Raw genomic sequence first — 22,953 nt, 5'->3', positions numbered from 1 at the left:
GAGCCGGGAGACAGGCTAAATCGATTTGCGGAATTCGTTCGGGGACATGCCGGCATAATTCCGGAAAAGCTTGATGAAATAACTCGTATGCTCGTAGCCGAGCCGTTGGGAAATTTCCGCGACGTTCAGATCGGATTGGTTCAACAGCTCCCGCGCCCGTTCCATTTTCGTGCGGGTGACGAATTCGACGAACGTTTCCCCGGTTTCCTGCTTGAAAATCCGGCTGAAATGAGACGGGTTCAAATTCAACCGATGGGCCATTTCCTCCATCGCGATCTTCTCGCCCAAATGGGTTTGGACGTATCGCTGGGCTTCCGCGATTTCCCTGCGCACGGTTTGTTCCCGAAGCGACCGGATTTCGACGGATTTTTGCTCGAGAAACGCGCAAAGCCATTCCAACAGGTGGTCCAGCGTTTCGATCGAAGCGATTTTCCGCTGAAGCAGCTCGGCGTTGAAGTTCGTGACGAAGTTCTGCATGACCGCGTACTTGAGCTGGAGTTCCATCGTTATTTTGAGCACCCAGCTTTGGACGGCTTCGACCGGGTAGGCCCTGTCTTCGATAAACTGCTTCCATTCCTTGACGGCAAACGCAATCCGGGCGTTGTCTCCGGCCAGAATGCAGTCTTTCAGCGCTTGCAGGGCTTTGGAATAATGGAGGAAGATATCCTCTTGCGTCGTCTGCACGGGCCGGATTTTCGCATATACGCGCTCGCCCGCATAGAAGCGGAACGTTTTCGCGTCGAACAGCTTTTGAATTTCTTTTTTCAATTGAATCAAATCCCGGATGACTTCGCCGCAAATAAACGAAATCCCGACTCGCAGATGCCGCTGCATCTGTTGCTGGACGCGAAGCAGTTCGACTCGAATATCCTCATGAAGATTTCGCTTTAATGTATGCGGGAAAGGGAACAGGAACAGGTACTGTCGTTCGTTCGGAACGAACAGAAAGCTTCCGTCGTAGCGGACTAATTCCTGCAAGGCGTTATCGATGACGAACTGCATGTTGACCGGCCCGCCGAACCGGATTTCCAATTCGGCGGCCCGTTCCGGCCAGGCGGCAACCGGAAGATAGGGAACGCCGTTTCGGAGTTGAATGCCGAGATTTTGCCATTCGTTCGCCCATTCCGCTTCGTTCCAGACCGGCTGTTCGAGGAATTTGCGGATAAGACCGGCGCGAATGGCGGAAAGATTTTGCCGAACCACGTTTTTGAGCTGGTGCCGGTCGTCTTCCGAGCGCTTTTCCTCGGTCAATTGGTTCGCCAACCGGCTAAGTACGGCAACGACCTGGTCGATCCGAAGGCTTTCCTTCAAAATATAATCGCTAACGTTCAGCTTTACGGCCCGCTGCGCATAGTGAAAATCTTCATGGCAGGACAAGATGACCGCTTTCAGCCGAGGGTTGATCGCGCGCGCCTTTTCGATTAATTCCAATCCGTCCATCACGGGCATTCCGATATCCGTTACGAGAATGTCCGGACGATGGATCCGGCAAGCTTCCCAGGCTTCGCCGCCGTTGGAACAAGTCGCCGCCAATTCCAGACCGAGCGCGGGCCAGGAAATGCCGGCGCTTAAATAATCCAGAACCGGATAATGATCGTCGGCGACGAGAACTTTAAACATGATGGCCGCCCTCCTCCTCTTGCCCGATCGGCAACAGCAGTTCCACGGTCGTGCGCCGGCCGCGCACGCTTTGAATTTTCATTTCAAACCGCTCCCCGTATACCAGCTTCAATCGGCTGTAAACATTATAAAGTCCGATGCCGGACGGCGAGACCCGTTCGTTGGATATCATTTGCTCGATCAGTTCCCGCTTTCGATAGTTAAGACGCTTTTCCAATTCCGCGAGCGTCTCGGGAGTCATGCCCAGGCCGTTATCTTCGACCGTTATTCGCAAGGCCGAACCGGCGGCTTCCGTCTTGATCGAGATCCTCCCGCCGTTTTGGGCAAAGCCGTGCTTATAAGCGTTCTCGATGATCGGCTGCAAAATAAAGCGGGGAACGGCAACGGAAAACGGGTCCCCATGAATTTCCCAACGGGTCTCGATCGGGAAACGCATCGCAAACTTCATTAAGTCCGTATATTGTTTGGCCGTTTCGATTTCCGCGTAAAGGGCGACGAATTCATCCTGCTTGGAAAGGCTCGCCCGAAGCAGCGAGGAGAGCGAGCCGACGACGAGCGCGGTTTCTTCGTCGCCCTTCATCAACAGCTTCAGGCGGATCGAGCTCAGGACGTTAAAAAGAAAATGCGGATGAACTTGCGCCTGCAGCAGCGCCATTTCCGCCTGCCGCTTCAGTTCCTGCTCCATCTTCACCTGCGCCAGGATTTGCTGGATGCGATCGAGCATAAAGTCGAACGAACGGCCGAGCCGGCCGATTTCGTCAGGTCCGCGAATGTTGGAACGAACGTTCAAATCTCCCGATTCGACTTTTTTCGCCGCTTCCCCGAGCGCCAGAACCGGCTTCGTAAAGCGCCGCAATAAATAGGTGAGCGCGAGCAAAAAGCCGATCGCGAACATGGCTTGCAGAAATAACATCGTTCGATACAAGCCGTTCAACTTTTCCGTAAGCTGCTCGTAAGGAGCCACGCTCACGAGCCTCCATCCCGCGAAACGAAGCGGGAGCGAAAGAAACAATTGATTTTCTCCGTCGACGTGAATGATTTCCGGCGAAGAAAGCGCCTCCCGCGGCAGCACGTTCCCGAACCGGTCTCCAATCCATTCGGCATTTCGATTCGAAAGAATTCGATCGTTTTCGTCCAGCAGAAACACGTCCTCTTCCATGCCGGCAAAGAGCTCCCGGATGGAGTTTTCCGTACGGCTTACGATCAGGTAAGCGAAGGGCGGATGATCGAGCGTCTCGGTTAATGCCCGCGCGGTCATATACACATATTTCTGTTCCGGGTACAGCGGAGGCAGGTAGTTTTCCAGTCCGCCCAGAAATAACGTCTCGTAAGCCGTCAGGCGTTCCGCCCTCGAAAACCAGTCCTGCCGGAAAAAGCGTTGCGGCTCGAAGTCGTAAAACGAATAGTCGGAATATGCCCGGCCGTCCCTCGTCAGCAAGGTCAGGCGCAGGTCCCGCTTCTCGCCGGCGATTTGCTCCAACCGGGTCGTCAGCTGCCTCGCGGCGACCGGGCTGCCTTTCGCCTCTTCCAATAGCGTTTTGATTTCCGGATCGAATTGGACGAAGTTGGATATGGAAACGATTTCCTCCAGTATCGCTTCCACTTGAGACTGCACGATCATGAGAGATTGCATGGCTTTTCCCAGCGTGTGCTCGCGAATAATGATCTTGGAGTAGACTCCGGTCGTGTACAGCATGCCGATCGCGGGAAGCACAAGGCAAGCAATCGAAGTCAGCATCAGTTTCTGCCGCAAGGACACAGGCTTTAAGTTGGTTCGGATCCCCATTCGCTTTTTGCCACCTCGCCCATGAAGTAATCGGTTACATTATAAAGCAATACTAAAGCATTCCGCGGAAGGAATCATTCAACATTTTTTGCTATGCGGAAAAAAATATCGCAAAAATCTTTTTCGTTTAGAAAAATTCGTTTCATGCTTGCCGGATTCGCCGGACCTATAATGAGAGAGGAACAGAGAACGACAACGAGGTGACGAGGGTGCGGCAGGCAATGGAAGGAAATGTTGAACGGGGATTCGGCAATGATCTTGCCCGACGGATTCGAAAACGAAGGCTTTACGAAACCGTTACCGGTTATTTGTTTATTTTGCCGATGCTGGTTCTGACGATGACGCTGGTCGTCGTTCCGATTCTGCTATCGGGCGCGATCAGTTTCACGGACTGGAATTTCATCGCGGGCATCGGCGGACTGAAGTTCGTCGGATTGGACAACTACATCGATCTGTTTCGGGACGAGGCGTTTCATCGCTCCTTGCGAAACAACCTCGTGCTGATCGCGGTCGTTCCGGCGTCGATGTTCATAGCGATGGCGTTGGCCGCTTTGATCAACAAGGGAACGTATTTCAAAAACGTTTTTAAAGTCATCTATTTTATGCCGTTTATTTCGAGCATCGTGGCGATCGCGTTGCTGTGGAGAGTGCTGTTCCACCCGAACAGCGGCCCGATTAACGGTTTCCTGCGGTCGATCGGCATCGAGAATCCGCCGATGTGGCTGGCGGATCCGAATTACGCGCTGCTGGCCGTCATGGTCATCATGGTTTGGACCTCGCTCGGCTTTAACATGATTATCTATCTCGCCGGGCTGCAAAGCATTCCCAAGGATCTGTACGAAGCGGCCGACGTGGACGGCGCTTCGCCGGTTCGCCAATTTTTCAACATTACGCTGCCCATGCTTTCGCCGACGACCTTTTTCCTGCTCATTACGGGGGTTGTGGGATCGTTCAAGGTTTTCGACCTGATCATGGTGTTGACGAACGGCGGGCCGGCCGGTTCGACCTCCGTCATCGTCTTCTACCTGTATGAGGCGGCATTCGTGAATCTGGAATCCGGCTATGCGTCCGCCATGGGCATCGTTCTCTTGATTCTGATCTTGTTCGTGACCTTGATCCAATGGGTCGGTCAGAAGAAGTGGGTCAATTACTAGGAGGTCTTGACACATGAATTCCATTCGCCTGAATCGGGTCGTCATCACGGCGCTTATGGGCATCGCGGGCATCTTCTTTATCCTGCCGTTCCTCTGGATGCTGTCGGCGTCGTTCAAGCCGGAGCTCGAGGTGATGACGTACCCGATTCAATGGATCCCGAGCACCTGGAAGATCGTCGAAAACTACAGCCAAGTGTGGCTGGGCAGCATCCCGTTCGGGCTTTATTATTTGAACAGCATCAAAGTGACCTTGCTGACGACCGCGTTGTCTCTGATCATTTCCGCCATGGCGGCCTACGGATTTTCAAAGGTCCATTTCAAAGGACGAGACGCGGTCTTTATGCTGGTGCTCGCCACGTACATGATTCCGCATCAGGCGATTCTCGTGCCGCAATTTATTATGTTTCGCTGGATCGGACTGTTCGATAACCACCTTGGCCTCGTGCTGCTGGGCGCTTCGGGGGTGCTGGGCACGTTTTTGCTGCGGCAGTTTTTCATGGGGGTCCATAACGAAATCATCGAGTCCGCCAGAATCGACGGAGCGAATCACTGGACGATTTTTTTCCGGATCGGACTGCCGTTGGTCAAGCCCGCGCTTGCGACCTACATGATTCTCCGGTTCATCTGGACCTGGAACGACTATCAGAATCCGCTCATTTTCCTCCGCACCGATTCGTTGTTCACGCTGCAGCTCGGCATCCGCAAATTTGCCGATTTTAACGGCGAATTTTATTCGCTCATGATGGCGGGAGCCGTATCCGCTATTTTACCGTTGTTGATCATCTTCGTCGCAGGCCAAAAACAAGTCATCGAAGGCGTGGCCTCGGGAAGTGTCAAAGGATAACTATTTTTCAAAAACAGGGGGTAGTCGCATGTTGAAAAAAAAGTGGAGCCGCTTGCTCGTCGCGTCCGCAATCCTTGCGCTCATCGGTTCGGGATGTTCTTCGGGTTCGGGGGAAAACAGCCAGGGGGCCGGCTCGAACGGCGGCGCGGCGGAGGGTGCCGCAATCGCAACCATCAAGCTTCATACCTGGTATCCGAAGAAAACCGACAACTGGGATGTCGTCATCGCGGAATTCGAAAAGAAATACCCGGATATCAAAGTGGAGTTCGTTTCCGCGGAAGACAACAATTCCAACGAATATTACAAAAAGCTCGATCTCGCCGCCGCCTCCGGGGAAGCGCTGGATGTGGTCATGTTCAGCAATATGAATTTCCTTAACCAGCGCATGGAGCTCGGCATGCTGGAACCGCTGGACGGTTACCTGGAACAAGAGGGAGTCGTTCTCGAAGACGAGTATACGCTGGACACAAGGATCGCGGGAAAAACGTACGGGCTGCCGGGCAAATCCGTTATGCCCCTGGTGCTCATCAATGAAAACCATCTCCGGGAGGCGGGGCTCGAGCTTCCGAAGGATTGGACGTGGGACGAGTTCATGCAATATGCCAAGGCGATGACGAAAACCGAAGGCGGCAAAACGAGATACGGCACCTATTTCCATAGTTGGGCCACGGTAGCGTACTTTATTCAGAATATGAATCAAGCCGTCGGTGCGAATCTGACGACGGACGACGGAACGAAAGCGAACGCGGATACGCCGTACGTTCGCAAGTCGCTGGAGCTTCGGCTGCAAGGGGAGAAGGAAGGCTCCGCAACGCCGTATGCGGAAGTCGTCAGCCAGAAATTGAACTACCGCCCGCAGTATTTCAATCAGGACGCCAGCATGCTTTCGATGGGCTCGTTCCTCGTTCCGGAGGCCGGGGGGACGGAGCAGGTGCCGGCAACGTTCAAAACGGTGTTCGCTCCCCTTCCGAAGGCGAACAAGGAAGATCCGATTTCGGGCAATGCGAGCGGCGATGTGTTGGGGATCTACAGCAAATCGAAGCACAAGGAGGAAGCCTATGCGTTTATCCGGTGGTATACGACGGAAGGAATCGCGCTGCAAGGGAAGTACTTTCCATCCTGGAAAAAAGCGGATTTGAACGAAATCGTCGACACCATCATTGCCGGCACGAAGACCCCGGAAATGATCGACAAGGAATCGCTGCTTTACGTCCTTGAAAATACGAAGCAAACGACGGCGGCGGTCGCGGTGCCTTTCCATGCGGAGCTGGAAAAAGCGTTCGTGGAGGAATTCGACGCGATGATGCTGTCGGGTCAGGACCTGGAGACCACCGTTAAAAATGCCCAGGAACGCATTCAGAAAATCATCGATTCCAAATAGGAGGGACCCCGATGCTCTACCCGATTGTGACCGCTTCCCGGTCTGTCATCGATTTAAACGGAATTTGGAATTTCAAGCTCGATTCCGGCAACGGATTCGCCGATAAATGGTTTGAACGGCCGCTCTCCGACACCATCCCAATGGCGGTTCCTTCTTCATACAATGATGCAGGCGTAACCGCCGAGATTCGCCATCATGTCGGCTGGGTTTGGTACGAACGGGAATTTGTCGTGCCGAACGCGCTTTCCTCGGAGCGGATCGTTCTCCGGTTCGGCTCGGCCACGCATGAAGCGAAGGTTTACGTCAACGGTACGCTTGCCGCCCGGCATGTCGGCGGGTTTACGCCGTTCGAGGCGGAAATCAACGGGCTGCTGACCGCGGGAAAAAATCGGCTTACCGTTGCCGTTTATAACGTGCTGGACGAATCGACGTTGCCCGTCGGCAACTATACGGAGCAAGAGGTTGAGGGCTAGGCAGAATTGTTCGCAATCGTCCGAATTTCGACTTCTTCAATTATGCGGGACTTCACCGGCCGGTGAAAATCTATACGACGCCCTGGACCTACGTTCGGGACGTTGAAATCGTATCCGACGTGCGGGCTGACGGTTTCGCCGCGGTAAGCTATAGGGTGGATCTCAGCGGCGAGGCGGAGACACGTGTCAGCATTCTGGATGAGGACGGGGCGGTTGTCGCGGAAGGCGAGGGGGCCGGCGGTAGCCTGATGGTCGCGGATGCGAAGCTCTGGGAACCGCTGAACGCGTACTTGTACAGGCTGAAAATCGAGCTGCTGCAAAGCGGCGAGCCGGTCGACGAGTACGAGCTGCCCTTCGGAATCCGGACCGTGGAAGTGAAGGAAGGCAAGTTCCTCATCAACGGAAAACCGTTTTATTTCAAAGGCTTCGGCAAGCATGAGGACTCCCCGATTCACGGCAGAGGATTTAACGAACCGGCCAACGTGACGGATTTTCGGTTGATGAAATGGATCGGCGCCAACTCGTTCCGCACGTCCCACTATCCGTATTCGGAGGAGCTTATGCGGTTGGCCGACCGGGAAGGGCTTGTCGTCATCGACGAGGTGGCGGCCGTCGGCCTGCATTTGAACTTTATCGCGATTCACTCGAACGGCCCGAAGCGGAACACGTGGGAGGAAATCAAAACCCATGAGGCCCACCGGCAGGCGATTCGCGAGTTGATCGCGAGAGATAAAAACCATGCATGCGTCGTCATGTGGTCGATCGCCAACGAACCCGCGACGGCGGAGGACGGGGCGTACGAGTACTTCGAGCCGCTCTTCCGGCTTGCGAAGGAATGCGACCCGCAAAAGCGCCCCGTCACCGTGGTGACCTTGCAGGAGGGAAGTCCCGAGCATTGCAAAGTATCGGACTTGGCGGATGTTCTGTGCTTGAACCGCTATTACGGCTGGTATGTGGAAGGCGGGGAGTGGGAGCTGGCCAAAGCCAAGCTGCGCCGGGAATTCGAGGGTTGGACCAAGCGCTGTCCGGATAAGCCGATCCTCATGACGGAGTATGGCGCGGATACGATCGCCGGGTTCCACGATGTCGATCCCGTCATGTTCACCGAGGAATTCCAGGTCGCGTTTTTGCAAGCGAACCATGAAGCGTTCGACGAATGCGCCAATTTCGTCGGGGAGCACGTCTGGAACTTTGCCGACTTCAATACGAGCCAAAATATCATTCGGGTTCAGGGCAACAAGAAAGGGTCTTCACCCGCGACCGCAAACCGAAAGCCGCGGCGCACGAGCTGAGAAAGAGATGGCATTCCATTCCCGATTTCGGTTATAAATCGTAAAAGCGGCCAAGCGTTAATTTTCGAGACGCGAGGAATCGCAAGGCGCCGACATGACAGGGCTGTCTCAAAGTCTTCGGACTTGGGGACGGCCCTTTTTGCGATCGCCGATTCTATCGGGAAGCGAGTCGTTTCCGGGAACGGGCAGATTGCCGAGGTTCGTTTCGGTAAGGTAGAATGGGGGAAACATCAACGAATTGGAGGCGGGGACATGGCGCTGCCTTACGAAGAATTGGCGACGGAATTCGCGAGAGTGCCGCTCGACGTGTTCGGCGTTTATCGCACGGAACTGACGGCAGGCACGGTTTACGCCGGCCATGTCCATCGCCCGACAACGATGTGCGGGGTCGTGATGGGGCTGCGGGGAGAGGCCGACTTCATTTTCAACGGGAAGGAACGCTACCGTCTGGAGCCGGGAACCGTGCTTCTTGGCGGCCTGGACATGCGGCTTGAAATCGAGGTCGGGGGCGAGGGCTTCGAATACGGCCTCGTGCATTACTTGCCCGCAGCCGGGGCATCCGGGGACTTGCGGAGGCTGACGGACGTGACGATGCTCCGCGTCGGCTCGGATCCGGAACTCGTTCGGCTGCTCGAGCAGCTGCTCGCGGCTTCGTCTTCTCCGGGGAGCATGAGCCTTTTGGAGAAGAAGGCGTTGTTTTACCGGCTGCTGAACACTTTGCTGCTGTCGGAACGGCTCGTCCGGAACAAGGAAAGCTACGAGATGATCGACGACGCGATCGGCTTCATTCGAACGCACTACATGGAGCCGCTGACGCTGGACATGCTCGCCGGACGCTACCATATGAAGGCCAAGTATTTTTCCTATCTGTTTCAGAAATATACCGGCATGGGCCCGATCGACTATTTGATCCGGTACCGGATGAACCGGGCCAACGAGCTTCTTGTCACGGGCCGGTTCCCCGTTTCCGCCGTCGCCCGGAGCGTGGGCTATGCCGACGCCTATTACTTCAGCCGTCTCTTCAAGAAGCATAAAGGCTTGCCACCGGGCAAAGTCGGCTTGCAACGAAGGCGAAATAGTCCATCTTAAGTTCGGGAAAATCTCCATTTCCATAGGGCGGACATGGTGGTAATGTTATCAATGGGAGTGATAATGAGAAACATTATCAACAATAAGTTGGGGTAGAGAAAGGATGCTTGACATGCCGAACCGATCCAATTCATGGGCCGCGATGCTGGCCCTCTTCTGCGTCATGCTGCTTGTCGCCGCATGCGGAAACGCGAATTCGAACGCCGATTCTTCGCCCTCGGGCAGCCCGGCGCCGAACGGAACGCCTGCTTCATCCGCATCGCCGCCTGCGGAAGGAACAGGGGAAGGCGCCGCTTCTTCGGTGACCGCCGCGTTCCCGAGAACGATCTCCGCGGCCAACGGCGACATCGCGATCGAGGAGCAGCCGCAGCGGGTTGCCGTCGTCCACTGGGGCTACGGGGATTCCCTTCTGTTGTTCAATCTGGAATCCGTCGGGCTGGCGCTGCCGTTCAGCGAGAAAACCTCCGTCATCCATACGGACAGCTACAAGCCTTACGTCGACAAGGTGCAGGAGCTGGAGATCGTAGGGGAAAATACGAAGGTGAACCTTGAAGCCCTGCTCGCCTACGGGCCCGACTTGATTATAGGCGGCAACGCGATCAACCAGGATATCGTCGCCGAACTCGAGAAGATCGCGCCGACCGTCATCTTGGACGAACAAGCGACGGACGTATGGGGCGATTGGCCGTCGGTCGTGACGAAGTTCGGGGAGATTCTCGGCCAGGAGGACGTAGCGGAGAGCTATATTTCCGATTACAACGCAAAACTCCAGTCGGCCAAAGAGAAGCTGGCCGGTCTCGAGGGAACGGTCGCCTTCGTCCAAGCGAGGGAGAAGCAGGTCTACCTTCAAGGGATGAACTACTTGACGCCTTACTACGAAGGTTTGGGGCTCGCGCCGCCCGAATCCGCCGATATCGCGGAGGGCGCGGAGCTATCGCTCGAGGGCCTTGCCGCCCTCGACCCGGATCATTTGTTCCTCGGCTACTTCAACTACGGCGACAAATCCGTGCCCGCTCTGACCGATCAATGGGAGGACAGCGAAGTATGGAGCCGACTGAAGGCCGTCGAGAACAACCATGTCTACGCGATCAACGGAGAGCTCGCCCTCGGCTACGGCCCGATCGGCAATTCGTACGGCGTGGGCGAGGTGCTTAAGGCGCTGGAACCGAAGGAACGATAACGAATAAAGCCTCGAGGGCTATCTTCGGATAACCGCGAGGCTTTTTTCATATCGGGATGTTTTGGGTCGCGGAACGGGACTGATCCGGCGCCGCGAGGACGTCCCGAGCTGTGCGTGGAGCTTAGGGGCCGGCGAAGAGGCGGGTGACCATTCAAGCAGAAGGAGGTCTATGTTGGATTTTGTCCAATCAAAGGAACGGAAAACGGGGAAATCGTTGTCTAGAGTGGACTTTATCCAACGAGAAACTTGGAATTTGGATGAAAACGCCGAAAAGGCTTCGCCAGATTGGACAAAATCCAACGAAGCCGAAAAGTTTCGCGAAAAAGCCGGTTTTGATTAGAGAAAATCCAACCAAGCTTCGCCGCGAGGCTTTGCTTTGCCGCAGGAGGGCGATCCATCGCCGCTTCCCCTCGGCGCGATCAGCGGTCCCGATGAATCATGTAATCCAGCAAATACCTCAGAAAACCGATATTCCGCGGCAGCTCGCCCAGCGCCTCCATGGCCAGGCAGTAGTGTTCCCACATCGCTTTGCTCGCGCCTTCCGCGCCGAGAACCGTGACGAACGTCGAGGTGTTGTTTTCCTCGTCCTTGCCGACGGGTTTGCCGAGCAGGCGCGCATTGCCTTCTCCGTCCAGCAGGTCGTCTTTGATTTGAAAGGCGATGCCCGCGTGATAGGCGATTTTCTTGAGGATCGCGATTTCGGCCTCGCTTGCCTGGGCGAGAATAGCGGGGCTTACGAGGGAAACCTCGAAGGCGAGCCCCGTTTTGTAAAAGCAGATCCGGTTCAGCTGCTCCAACGTCAGCGCTTTGCCTTTCGACTGAAGATCCATCGCCTGCCCCGTGCAGATCTCGCTCGCTTTTTGCGACGAGTACCGAATCAGCGCGAGCACGGCGCCGTTGTCGAAGCCCTGCAGCGAAGCCAGCTCTTCCATGGCCTTCTGGATCAGAAAAAGCCCGGTCAATTCCGCAACCGCGCTGTCGTGCACCCGGTGAAGCGTCGGCCGTCCCCTGCGCGTGGAGGAATTGTCCTGCGACGGCAGGTCGTCAAAAATGAGGGACGCCGTATGCATGAATTCGAGCGATCGGAATATCGGCGCCAGCGCTGAGGCCTGCAAGCCGTATTCGTTTACGCCCATGACCCAGGCCAGAATCGGGCGAATGCGTTTGCCGCTTCCTTCGAGACTGTAATTGGCCGTATCGAAAAGCAGCTGCTGCACGGACGGCAGCTCGGGCCTGGAAATGCGCAGCAGATCGTTGATGCGCTGGCGGGCTTTTTCGAGTTGATCGAAAAAGATTTCCTTCTCCTTCCGCTCGTTTTTCATGACGGTTAGCCACTGATCCCGAACGAGCTTGTCGAAGAAGTCCACGTCCTCCGCTTTGCCGACGACGTGCTGGATAAGCCGGTTGAATTCCGGGTTTTCGCCTAAAAGAATTCCCATCAATTCGTTATATTTCTCGGGGCCGGCGCGTTTTTTGTAGCGTTTGAGCCCGTTGACGGCGCGATCCAGCAAGACTTCGCGGGTTTTGGCGTCCGACTTGTACACGTGACGGATCAAATGGGAAATGACCGCCCAGTACAGCTCGAACGGATTGATCAAATCCGGCCGCTCGCGATGGTATTTAAGGTAATACGTATAAGGGGTCACCGCTCCGTTTTGCATGTCTTCGAACATGTCCGCGAAATCGTCGGCAAGCTGGTTGTACAAGCCGTAATGGAACGTCCGGGATTCGAAGCCTTCGTCCTTCGGAGCGCCGATGACGGAACGGACGATCAAGCGGGAGGATGCGGATTTGATGATGATCGGCAAATACAGCTCTTCGTTCGTATACGACGGATTCGAAAGCTTTTTTGCCCGGTCCGCTTCCTGGGCTTCGAAAAACACGTAGGATTGCTCCAGAAACGTATCCCGGGTGTCCGCGCGTTGATAATTGCGAATATATTCGTAGGCGTCGCGAAGCTCGCCGTGGATGTAACGGATCAGTTCGGCGCGGCTTTCGGTCCAGTCTCCGAGCTTCGGAACCGTCCCCCGGACAAGCGTGGCGCGGATCATCCGGGAATACTGCTCCTTCTGCCGGGCGTCCAATACGTTGGAATCCAGAAGATCGTCGATAAAAGGATAAGTCAGGCCGTAAAAATAACCCAACCGGACGGCTTCGTCCAATCTGCGGGAGCGTTCCGCGGGTTCCGCTGCGCCTTCCAGCCCGTCAAGGACGTGCAGCACGACGCCGAGAATGATTTTGGCCAGTTTCCTCCGGGTTTCCTCCGCGTTCATCTCCTCGGGAATATGGTCGGCCACGCTCTTCAGCTTGCCGACGACCCAAATGATCGCCTGCTCGATCCCTTCTTTTTGGGCCCATCGGTACAGCGCCGCCAGGCTGAAAAACTCCGACCCGTCTTTCCGGTTGGCTCCCGCGGGCCGAAGCAGCCGTGCCTTGACGTCGGCCGCGACGCGCCCGATTCGGGCTTGCGTCTCGGGCGAGGCCAGGTCCTTGCCCAAATCGCGCAAATAAATGTAGGAGATGCTGCGATCCAAATAATCGTCCAATTTGCCCGCCCGGTCCAGCCATCCGATATATTTGCGATAATCGGCAGGATCGGGGCCGTTCTTTTTGCCGGCGAAAAAAGAGACGAACGAATCGCGGCGGACATGGTTCCTTTTCCACGCTTGGATATCTTTCGTCAGGGCCGGCGCGAACGCTTTGTCCGCTACCTGCGACTGAAGCTCTTTAAAATACCGTGCGGCTTCCCGCTCCGCTTTGCAGTACCAGATGTCTGTCCGTTCCGTCAAGTTTATCGTCATAGGCTGAAGGATACCTCGGTTTCAAGATTTCGCGCGGATACATTCTATTTTACCGCTTTGCAAGATATATGCGACCAAAGTAACATTAACAGAAATTTTATGCAATGACTCCGGACTTGCGCCCAGTTTCCAAACGAAACTTTGGTCCGGAATCGTTCGAACGTTTACTTACTTGTACGGAGCGTTTCGGATAAGGTTCCGGCTTGGCGAACGGATCGGCCGTTCAAGAACCGGGTATCCGGCTTGGCGAATAAAAGCTTTTCCAGTCGGGTGAAATGTCGCCGCAAGCATGTTACTGATATGCCTTTTTGCATGTCATATCCCGGAAAAACCTCGATTTTACATAGAGTTAATCATTTTTAACACCCCCTTAACGGACATATCATTGAATGTGTCAGTGACATATAGTAAGTTCGAATTAATCGAGCTCGAGATAAACAACGCAGATCAAGCGCCGGCCCGGAAGTCTAAAGACAGAACGAGGAATGTCATGACATGAAGCCAGAATCTTCGTCTCCGAAACCGAAGCAGCAGCTGTATTTGCAAGTCGCCGACAAGGTGATGGCCATTATCGCGGAGCGCAAGCTTCAGCCGCACGATCCCGTTCCTTCGGAAGGGGAGCTCGCGAAGCTGTTCGGCGTCAGCCGGATGACGAGCAAGCTGGCGCTGGAGCGGCTGGCCGAGCAAGGCCTGGTGTATCGCCTGCCGAGAAGGGGAACGTTTCTGGCCGGCAAACGGGAAGGCCAAGGGGAGCCTGCCGCCGGCAGGGTTTCGGAGAGACGGCCGCCGATCCCGCCCGGGTGGGCGAAGGGCCGGCAGATCGCGCTCATCCTGCCCCACATGTCGGATTACACGTCCCGCATCATCGCGGCCGTCGAAGGCGAGGTGCGCAAGCATGACGGCGATCTGATCCTGAAAATCAGCAAGGACAAGGACGACGAGGATCGCTGCCTGCAAAAGCTGGTCGACGGAGGCGTCGACGGCCTGATTCTGTTCCCCCAGGGCCGCAAAACGTGCAGCGACCAGGTGCTGCGGCTGAAGCTGGAGCAAATTCCGATCGTGATCATCGACCGCATTTTCCGCGAGGTGCAGATCGATTGCGTGTACCACGATCATTTTCAGGGCTCGTACCAGATGGCGCAGTATTTGATCGCCAAAGGGCACCGGGAGATCGGCTATACGTCCAACGCGATCGAGAACATCACGAGCCGGGAGGAACGGTACCAAGGCTACATCCAGGCGCTGCTCGATCACGGCATTCCGGTCAAGAACGAGTACATCCACTTCCGGAGCACGCCCTGCGATCCGAGCCGCGCGAGCGAAAGCGACCCGGAGCAGGCGGAGTTCATCGGCGGCAATCCGCAGATGACGGCGGTCATGTGCGGGGACGACCACATTGCGATTTCCTCCTTGTTCACGGCGCTGCACCTGAACGTTCCGGTGCCGGACAAGCTGTCGATCGTCGGCTTTTCCGACATCAAGCTGTCGGCGCTGACGCCGGTTCCGCTGACGACGGTCCGGCAGGATACGGAACGGCTCGCCCGTTCGGCCGTCGAACTGTTGATGAAGCGCGTAAACCGGTCCAAGGAGAAGCAACTGACGGTCAAGATTCAAACGGAAATTATCGAGAGAAAATCAGTGACGGACAGAGGGAATTTGTGATGAAAATTCATTTTCTCGGCACGGCGGCGGCGGAAGGGTTTCCGAACGCGTTCTGCCGCTGCGAGTTTTGCGGCAAGGCTCGCAAGCTCGGCGGGCGGAACATTCGCACGCGCAGCTCGGCCATCGTCGACGATACGATCAAGTTCGATTATTCGCCCGATTCGTACATGCAGGCGCTTCGCGACGGCATCGATTTCGGCGCGATCGAACATCTGCTCGTCACCCACACGCATTCCGACCACTTTAACGCGTACGATCTGGAGTGCCGTCGGGAAGGCATCGCCCACGGCCTGGAGCATCCGCTGCACATTTACGGGAACGATGCCGTCATGCACCATACGCGAGCTGCGATCGGCCGCTTCGAAGGGGGACGGTTCGCGTTCCATCTGCTGCGCCCGTTCGAGACGTTCGATGCCGGCGACGCGAAGGTGACGCCGCTGCTGGCGGACCACGACCGGATGGAGACGTGCCTGCTATACGTCCTTGAAAAGGGCGGCAAAAAGCTGCTGTACGGGCACGATTCGGGATGGTTTCCGGAGGCGACCTGGGAATGGCTGCGGGAGCGGGAGCTCGACGGCGCGATTCTCGACTGCACGCACGGCTATACCGGCAACTCCCGGGACCGCAACCACATGTGCGTGGAGACGGTGCTGGAGGCGCAGAGCGAGTTTCGCCGGCTGGGCGTTCTGAAGCCCGAAGGGCGAATCGCCGTCACCCATTTCAGCCACAATTCCAAGCTTCTCCACGAAGAGTTCGACGCCATTTTCAGCCCGTACGGCATCGTTACGGCTTATGACGGTCTCGTCATGCACCTATAATTTCAATGAACAAAAGGAGCGGTAACCCCATGAAAAAATGGATCACGGCGGCACTGTTTGCAACGCTCAGCCTGACGGTCGCAGCCTGCGGCGGCGGCAACGGCAACGGAGGAAACGCGTCGACTTCGCCCGCTTCGGGCTCCCCTGCCGCATCGGCGTCGGCTTCCGCGCCGGCGGCCAACGAAAGCCTGGTCGTCTACACGAACGCGAATTCCGACGGCCGGGGCGAATGGCTGATCGAGAAGGCGAAGAGCGCAGGATTCGACATCGAACTCGTCGGAGCGGGCGGCGCCGATTTGACGAACCGGCTCATCGCGGAGAAGAACAATCCGACGGCGGACGTCGTCTACGGCTTGAACAACATGCTGTACGAGAACTTGAAAAAGGAAGACGTGCTGACTCCGTACGTGCCGCAATGGGCTGCGGAAGTCGAGGAAGGCCTGAACGATCCGGAGGGCTACTATCACGGGCTCGTGAAGCAGGCGATCCTGCTCGGCTACAATCCCGACGCGTTCACGCCGGAGACGGCGCCGAAGGATTGGACGGACTTGTACAAGAACGACGCGTTCAAAGGGAAATACGAAGCCCCGACCCTGCTCGGCCAAAATACGCCGCGGCTCGTCGTGGCGGGCATTCTGACCCGGTACCAGGATCCGAACGGCGATCTCGGCATTTCCGAGGAAGGCTGGAACGAAATCAAACAGCTGTACGACAACGGCGTTCGGGCCGTCGAAGGAGAAGATTTTTACGCGAACCTGGCGAGCGGGAAGACGCCGCTCGGAGCGCTCGTCTCCGGCACGCTGGCCGCGAAGGAAGAGCAATATAACGTGAAAGCCGGCATCGTGAGCCCGGAAATCGGCGTTCCGATGATCGTGGAGCATGCGGCGATCGTGAAGGGCACGAAGAAGCAGGAAACGGCGGAACGGTTCGTCGAGTGGATGGGCAGCGCCGAAGTGCAGGGCGAGTTCGCCGCGGAGTTCAACGCGATGCCCGCGAATACGAAGGCGGCCGAACAAGCGAACGATTCCGTCAAGGAACTGTTCGCGGATCTGAAGGCGCAGCCGTTCGACTGGGCGTTTATCGCGGAAAACATCGACTTGTGGGTCGAGAAGATCGAACTTCAAATCATGCCGTAACCGCAGCGAAATACGAAACAAGACGAGGTAACGATGATTACATTTCGCGATGTGCAAATTCATTTCGGATCGTTCCATGCGGTGAAAAATTTGAATCTGACGATCGAGGAAGGCGAGTTTTTCACCTTCCTCGGTCCTTCCGGCTGCGGCAAGACGACGATTCTCCGCAGCCTCGTCGGATTCATCGCGCCTTCGGGCGGGAGCATTCTGCTGGGAGGCCGGAATATCACCGACGTCCCGATCGAGAAGCGGGGCATCGGCATGGTGTTCCAGAGCTACGCGCTGTTTCCGACCATGAACGTGTATGAAAATATCGCCTTCGGCATGCGCGTCAGAAAAGCGACCAAGGCCGAGACGGACCGGGACGTGCGCGAAATCGCCCGCAAGGTGGATTTGAAGGACGACCAGCTGTTCAAGAAAGTGTCCGAACTGTCCGGCGGCCAGCAGCAGCGCGTCGCGATCGCGCGGGCGCTCGTGCTGAAGCCGGCGATCCTGGCGCTAGACGAACCGCTGTCGAACCTGGATGCCAAGCTGCGGGTACAGCTTCGAAACGAGCTGAAGCATCTGCAAAAGCAGTTCGGCATTACGACGATTTACGTGACGCACGATCAGGAGGAGGCGCTGACGCTGTCCGACCGCATCGCCGTGTTCAACGGCGGCAACCTCGAGCAGGTCGGCACTCCGCAAGAGGTGTACAACCGGTCGCAGACCGAATTCGTGTGCAATTTCGTCGGCGATATCAACCGCATCGAGCCGGAGCTGATCCAAAGCAGCGAACGCCTGCGGGAAGCGATCGCCCCGGACCGCGCGGCCTACATCCGCAACGAGAAGGTGAGCCTGCTGCCGCTGTCCGGGCCGGACGCCGCGCAGCTTAAAGGAACGATCGCCGAGCGCGAATTTTACGGGCTGTACAGCAAGTACGTCCTGCGGATGGCCGGCGGCGGCCTGCTGAAGACGATCGAGAAGGAGAGCGGGCTCGAGCAGCGGACGATCGGCGACGAAGTCGACGTGTACATCCGGGCCGGCGACATTTTGCAATACGGGGGACGGGAGGCAGGGCTTTGAGCGCGCAAACTTGGAGCAAGAGGCTGAAGTCGATTCATCCGACCGCACTGATCCTGTACGGTCTGATCGCATGGTTCGTCATCGCCTTCCTGATATACCCGAACCTGAACGTTTATTACGAAATTTTCTTTAAGGGCGGTTCTTTTTCGCTCGAGCCGGTGGAAAAGCTGCTGTCGTCCAAGCGGGCGATGACGAGCTTGTCCAACAGCTTTTTGCTGGCCGTGTCGCTGGTCGTTACCGTCAACGTCGTCGGCATCGCGCTGGTGCTCATCACCGAATATTTCGACGTCAAGGGCGCGAAATGGCTTCGCCTCGGCTATTTTACCACGCTGATCTACGGCGGCGTCGTGCTCGTCTCCGGGTACAAGTTCGTTTATGGTGAAAACGGTTTCATCACCAGGGTGCTGGCGAGCCTGTTTCCGTCCTTCGATCCGGCGTGGTTTCACGGCTACTGGGCGGTGCTGTTCGTCATGACGTTCGCCTGCACGTCGAACCATGTGCTGTTTCTGGGCAATGCGATCCGCAAAATCGATTTTCAGACGGTCGAAGCGGCGAGGAACATGGGCGCCTCTTCCTTTACCATTTTACGCAAGGTCGTTCTGCCGGTGCTCAAGCCGACCCTGTTCGCGCTGACGATTCTCGTGTTCCTGACGGGGCTCTCCGCGACGTCGGCTCCGCTTATTCTGGGCGGCGCCGAGTTCCAGACGATTACGCCGATGATTTTGACCTTTTCCAAAAGCATGACTTCGCGGGATCTGGCGGCGCTGCTGGCGCTCGTCCTCGGCCTTGCCACGCTGATTTTGCTGACGATCATGATCCGGCTCGAGCGCAAGGGCAACTTCATGTCGGTATCGAAAGTGAAGTCGGAGCTCGTCAAGCAGAAGATCGACAGCAAGATCGGCAACGTCGCCGTACACGCGCTGGCTTACGTGCTGTTCCTCATCTACGTCATTCCGGTCGTGCTGATCGTCGTCTTCTCGTTCACCGACGCGCGCAGCATCGCCACGGGCACGCTCGGGGCAGGCAGCTTCACGCTGGACAACTATGCGCTCGTCTTTTCGAGCATGAGCGCGTTCAAGCCGTACCTGGTGAGCGTCGCGTACGCCGCGGCGGCGTCGGTTGCCGTCGTGGCTCTGGCGTTGGCCGCCTCGCGGATTTTGCACAAATACAAAAACAAGTGGGCGACGGCGCTGGAATACGCGCTGCTCATCCCATGGATGCTGCCGGCCACGCTGATCGCCATCGGGCTGATCGTCACGTTCAATGTGCCGCGGCTCGTCATCGGGAACGCGGTGCTGGTGGGAACGGCATGGATGCTGTTCTTCGGTTACGTGATCGTGCACATCCCGTTCACGCTGCGGATGGTGAAGGCGTCGTTTTTCAGCCTTGACGGCAATCTGGAGGATGCGGCGCGCAATTTGGGAGCGAAGCCCTTCTACACGTTCCGCCGGGTGCTTCTGCCGATCATCCTGCCGTCGACGCTCGCCGTGCTGGCGCTGAACTTCAACGGCATTTTGGCTGATTACGACCTGACCGTCTTTTTGTATCATCCGCTTTACCAGCCGCTCGGCATCGTGATCAAAAACAGCACGGACGCGCAGGCGCTGGCCGACACGAGGGCGCTGACGCTGGTCTATACCGTCATCCTGATGATCATGTCCGCGATCACGCTTTATTTCGTGTACGGGAGGAAGAGGGCTTTGTAGATAGGCCGAATCGGGCCGAGCGTCCGGTTCGGTTCGACAGGACGGAATTTCGCGCGGACGCCAAGCCGACCGCGGTCTACGTAGACGGAGTGCCGGCCGCGGCGGAAGAACAAGCGGCATTTTATTCGGTGATGGCCATAACGACGCGCGGCGGGGAAGGTCCGGTTCTGGTCGAACTGGAGCGGACTGACGCGATCGGACAGAGGCGATGGCGGCCGTTTCCAGGCCGCAACGCCCAAAAAGAGCTCCTGCCGGCGGCGGGGGCTCTTTTTGGGCTGTGTACAGAACGGATAACGGACTGCGGAGCTGATTCCGGCGAAGGCCGTCCCAGGTCAGGTCGTTTCCCCTTTCACGAGTTCGACGTCCACGACCGTGTTGCTCAACTCGGTGTTCCCCTCGATCAGCTGAATCAGGTTGGAGCATAGCGCCTTCCCGATTCGTTCGATCGGCTGCCGGATCGTCGTCAGCTTCGGAGTTTGAAGCATTCTCGTGAAGCTGTGGTAGTCGTAGCCGACGATTTTGAGCTGTTCGGGCACGCGAATGCCGTGCTGAACCGCATAAATGTAAAGCGCATAGGCCAAAATGTCGTTGCTGCAAAATACGCCGTCGTACTCGGGCAAATGTTTGGATACCTCGCGTTCGACGAAGTCCCAATAATATTCGAAGGTCAGCTTGTACGGTTCTCCTTCGATCACCCGGTGCGGAATGTCGTGCTTCATGCAGACGAGCCGGAACGCGTCGGTGCGACGGTTCGGCAGCAGATCGATCTTGAGCGGGCCGGAAATATGAAGCAGCTTCCGGCAGCCGCGGGAAATCAGGTGTTCGGTCGCAAGCTCTCCTCCGAGAAAATTGTCGGCTCCGACATACGGAATGTTGGAGGAGATAATCCGGTCGAACGAAATGATCGGCAGATTCACTTTCTTGTACAGCTCCAGATTCAGGGAGTGGCCGCACATGATGATGCCGTCCACCCGGTTTTGCCTCAGCATGCTGATGTAGCGGGCTTCCTTCTCCGAATTTCCGAGCGAATTGCAGATCAGGATCTTGTATTGGAGATCGTTGGCATAGGTTTCCACGTAATGAATGAGTTCCGCGAAGAAGGGGTGATTCGAATCGGGCACGATGATGCCGATCAAATCGGATTGGCTTCTTTGCAGGGCGCGGGCGATCTGGTTCGGATGATAGTCGAGCGAAGCCATCGCCGCTTCAACCTTTTGCCTGGTGTCCTTGTTGATGTAGCCCCGGTTGTTAATGACTCGGGAGACGGTCGTCACCGAGACTCCGGCTGCTTTCGCTACTTCCTTGATATTGGACATCTTCAGTTTCCTTCCTTTGCATGCGGCCTTTGATTTTCTTAATTATATCATGAACGGGAGGGGCTTTGGGAATACAATATATGAAAACCTTAACATACATTTAAATTACCGAAAACACGCTGAAATTAAGCGTTTTTTGCGAGGATTAATCATGTTTTTGGATTAAAAATGAATAATTATATGAAAACGATTGACATATCAAGTGTCCGACTTTAAAATACAGTCTGAAAGCATTTACAACATCAAGACTTTTTGTGAGGGGAAGGATTGGAAATGAAGAAAAAGGTTCTGCTGCTTGCCGCCTTGACGCTTGTGCTCGGCACCATACTTACGGCTTGCGGCGGCAACGGTAATGGCAGCGAAGAAAGCGCTTCTTCCGGAGGAGGCGGGGCCGGCTTTTCCATCCTGATCGGCAAGCCTGAAATCGCCGAGCAGTTCGAAGAAGTCGTCGGTCAATACGCCGAAGAGAAGAACGTCGATATCAATATTATTCCGCTCGGCACCCAAACGGCATACGAACGGCTGACGACGCTGTACGCTTCCGGCAATGCGCCGACCGTCATGATGCTGGGCCAGGAATTTCCCGAGATGAAATCGAAGCTGGCCGATCTGTCGGATCAGCCCTGGGTAAGCCACGCGCAATCGGGAACGCTCGATTTCGTGACCGACGATTCGAAGGTGCTGGGCATGCCGGCGACAGTCGAGGCGTTCGGGTTTATCTACAATAAGGCAGTACTGGACAAGGCGGTCGGCGGCGACTTCGACCCGGCCTCCGTCAAAACCCGGGACGATCTGAAATCGTTGTTCGATCAGGTCAAAGCTTCGGGCGTCGAAGCGCTGCACGTCTCCCCGATGGACTGGTCCCTGGGGGCCCATTTGACGAATATCCTGTTCACGACGCAATCCCCTCAGTCCGAAGAGCGCCACGCGTTTATGGACAGCCTCAAATCGGGCCAAACGGATCTCGCATCCAACGCCGTGTTTAACGGCTGGGTCGACACGATCGACCTGATGAAGGAATACAATTCGACGAAGGATGCGCCGCTTGCGCCGGTATACGACGATGGCACGCTGGCGTTGGCGGGCGGAGAAGTCGGCTTGTGGTTCATGGGCAACTGGGCGTATCCGCAGTTGAAGGAAGCCAACCCCGGCGCGGAATACGGGTTCCTGCCGCTTCCGATCAGCAACAATGCGGACGATTACGGCAATTCCCAAATTTCCGTAGGCGTGCCGCAATACTGGGCAGTCGACGCGTCGACGTCGACTCCGGAGCAGCAGCAGGCCGCCAAGGACTTCCTGAACTGGCTTGTCAGCGATCCGGAAGGGCAGGACGCTTACGTCAACAAGTTCAACTACGTGCCGGTATACGACAATTTTTCGGTCATGCCCGAGGACATGATTTCGCAATCCGTCATCGCTTATATGGATAACGATCAAACGCTGGAATGGATGAACAACTTCTATCCGGCCGACGGCTGGCCGAAGATGGGAGCGATCATGCAGAAATATTTGGCCGGCACCATCGATCGGACCGCTTTGGCCAAGGAATTGGCCGTTTACTGGGCCAGCGTTCAATAAACGGACGGCCGGAACGGGACAAGCCATGCGTTTGTCCTCTTCCCCTTCCGGT

General features: G+C 56.4%; 16 protein-coding genes and 1 pseudogene. 13 read left to right on the top strand and 4 right to left on the bottom strand.

Translation table 11 applies throughout. From position 1 onward, the window contains the following. Positions 1-15: 15 nt before the first annotated feature. Positions 16-1,620 (bottom strand): response regulator transcription factor, encoded by a 1,605-nt coding sequence (locus JW799_RS26570; protein WP_080837715.1) that lies wholly within the window; start codon positions 1,618-1,620, stop codon positions 16-18. Further along, entirely contained in the window at positions 1,613-3,406 is a 1,794-nt protein-coding gene (locus JW799_RS26565; RefSeq protein ID WP_080837717.1) for a sensor histidine kinase, read from the bottom strand. The genes JW799_RS26570 and JW799_RS26565 overlap by 8 nt, the downstream gene beginning before the upstream one ends. 221 nt (positions 3,407-3,627) lie before the next feature. On the opposite strand from JW799_RS26565, the gene JW799_RS26560 reads away from it, so the two are divergent. From JW799_RS26560 to JW799_RS26530, 7 genes and pseudogenes are all read left to right on the top strand, one after another. Next, a complete protein-coding gene (locus JW799_RS26560; protein ID WP_080837720.1) occupies positions 3,628-4,560 on the top strand; it encodes a carbohydrate ABC transporter permease in 933 nt (310 codons plus the stop codon). Between the two features lie 13 nt (positions 4,561-4,573). Next, positions 4,574-5,404, top strand: a complete 831-nt coding sequence (locus JW799_RS26555; protein ID WP_080837723.1) for a carbohydrate ABC transporter permease — start codon at positions 4,574-4,576, stop codon at positions 5,402-5,404. A 28-nt stretch (positions 5,405-5,432) separates the two neighbouring features. Then, a complete protein-coding gene (locus JW799_RS26550) occupies positions 5,433-6,785 on the top strand; it encodes an ABC transporter substrate-binding protein (RefSeq protein WP_080837725.1) in 1,353 nt (450 codons plus the stop codon). Positions 6,786-6,796: 11 nt separating this feature from the next. After that, positions 6,797-8,594: pseudogene (gene uidA, locus JW799_RS26545) on the top strand (beta-glucuronidase). 208 nt (positions 8,595-8,802) lie between these two features. Then, positions 8,803-9,639: a helix-turn-helix transcriptional regulator gene (locus JW799_RS26540; protein ID WP_080837730.1), complete on the top strand. Its 837-nt coding sequence runs from the start codon at positions 8,803-8,805 to the stop codon at positions 9,637-9,639. A gap of 112 nt (positions 9,640-9,751) precedes the next feature. Beyond that, positions 9,752-10,819 (top strand): ABC transporter substrate-binding protein, encoded by a 1,068-nt coding sequence (locus tag JW799_RS26535; protein WP_080837733.1) that lies wholly within the window; start codon positions 9,752-9,754, stop codon positions 10,817-10,819. Between the two features lie 169 nt (positions 10,820-10,988). Then, positions 10,989-11,159: a hypothetical protein gene (locus JW799_RS26530; RefSeq protein ID WP_205432540.1), complete on the top strand. Its 171-nt coding sequence runs from the start codon at positions 10,989-10,991 to the stop codon at positions 11,157-11,159. A 79-nt stretch (positions 11,160-11,238) separates the two neighbouring features. Here the strand turns inward: JW799_RS26530 and JW799_RS26525 are convergent, their stop codons facing one another. Next, complete coding sequence (locus tag JW799_RS26525) at positions 11,239-13,620, bottom strand: polyprenyl synthetase family protein (protein WP_080837736.1); 2,382 nt, start codon at positions 13,618-13,620, stop codon at positions 11,239-11,241. 495 nt (positions 13,621-14,115) lie between these two features. Between JW799_RS26525 and JW799_RS26520 the strand changes: the two genes are divergently transcribed. From JW799_RS26520 to JW799_RS26500, 5 genes are read left to right on the top strand one after another with little or no spacing between them, the layout of a single operon-like run. Next, positions 14,116-15,282: a GntR family transcriptional regulator gene (locus JW799_RS26520; RefSeq protein WP_205432539.1), complete on the top strand. Its 1,167-nt coding sequence runs from the start codon at positions 14,116-14,118 to the stop codon at positions 15,280-15,282. Beyond that, complete coding sequence (locus JW799_RS26515; RefSeq protein ID WP_205432538.1) at positions 15,282-16,100, top strand: MBL fold metallo-hydrolase; 819 nt, start codon at positions 15,282-15,284, stop codon at positions 16,098-16,100. The genes JW799_RS26520 and JW799_RS26515 overlap by 1 nt, the downstream gene beginning before the upstream one ends. 29 nt (positions 16,101-16,129) lie before the next feature. Further along, positions 16,130-17,236, top strand: a complete 1,107-nt coding sequence (locus tag JW799_RS26510; protein WP_080837743.1) for an extracellular solute-binding protein — start codon at positions 16,130-16,132, stop codon at positions 17,234-17,236. Between the two features lie 33 nt (positions 17,237-17,269). Then, positions 17,270-18,301 carry an ABC transporter ATP-binding protein gene (locus JW799_RS26505; RefSeq protein ID WP_080837745.1) on the top strand — a complete coding sequence of 344 codons (1,032 nt, stop codon included), beginning with the start codon at positions 17,270-17,272 and terminating at the stop codon, positions 18,299-18,301. Further along, a complete protein-coding gene (locus JW799_RS26500) occupies positions 18,298-20,007 on the top strand; it encodes an ABC transporter permease (RefSeq protein ID WP_080837748.1) in 1,710 nt (569 codons plus the stop codon). Before JW799_RS26505 ends, JW799_RS26500 begins: the two co-directional genes overlap by 4 nt. Positions 20,008-20,339: 332 nt before the next feature. On the opposite strand, the gene JW799_RS26495 is transcribed toward JW799_RS26500, so the two are convergent. After that, positions 20,340-21,323: a substrate-binding domain-containing protein gene (locus JW799_RS26495; protein ID WP_205432537.1), complete on the bottom strand. Its 984-nt coding sequence runs from the start codon at positions 21,321-21,323 to the stop codon at positions 20,340-20,342. A 273-nt stretch (positions 21,324-21,596) separates the two neighbouring features. On the opposite strand from JW799_RS26495, the gene JW799_RS26490 reads away from it, so the two are divergent. Next, entirely contained in the window at positions 21,597-22,901 is a 1,305-nt protein-coding gene (locus JW799_RS26490; RefSeq protein WP_080837754.1) for an ABC transporter substrate-binding protein, read from the top strand. Positions 22,902-22,953: the final 52 nt, after the last annotated feature.

Source organism: Cohnella algarum (assembly GCF_016937515.1).
In the GTDB taxonomy this organism is placed as follows: Bacteria; Bacillota; Bacilli; order Paenibacillales; family Paenibacillaceae; genus Cohnella; species Cohnella algarum.
The sequence above is the reverse complement of the archived record's forward strand: the minus strand, read 5'-3'. Positions and strand labels throughout refer to the sequence as shown.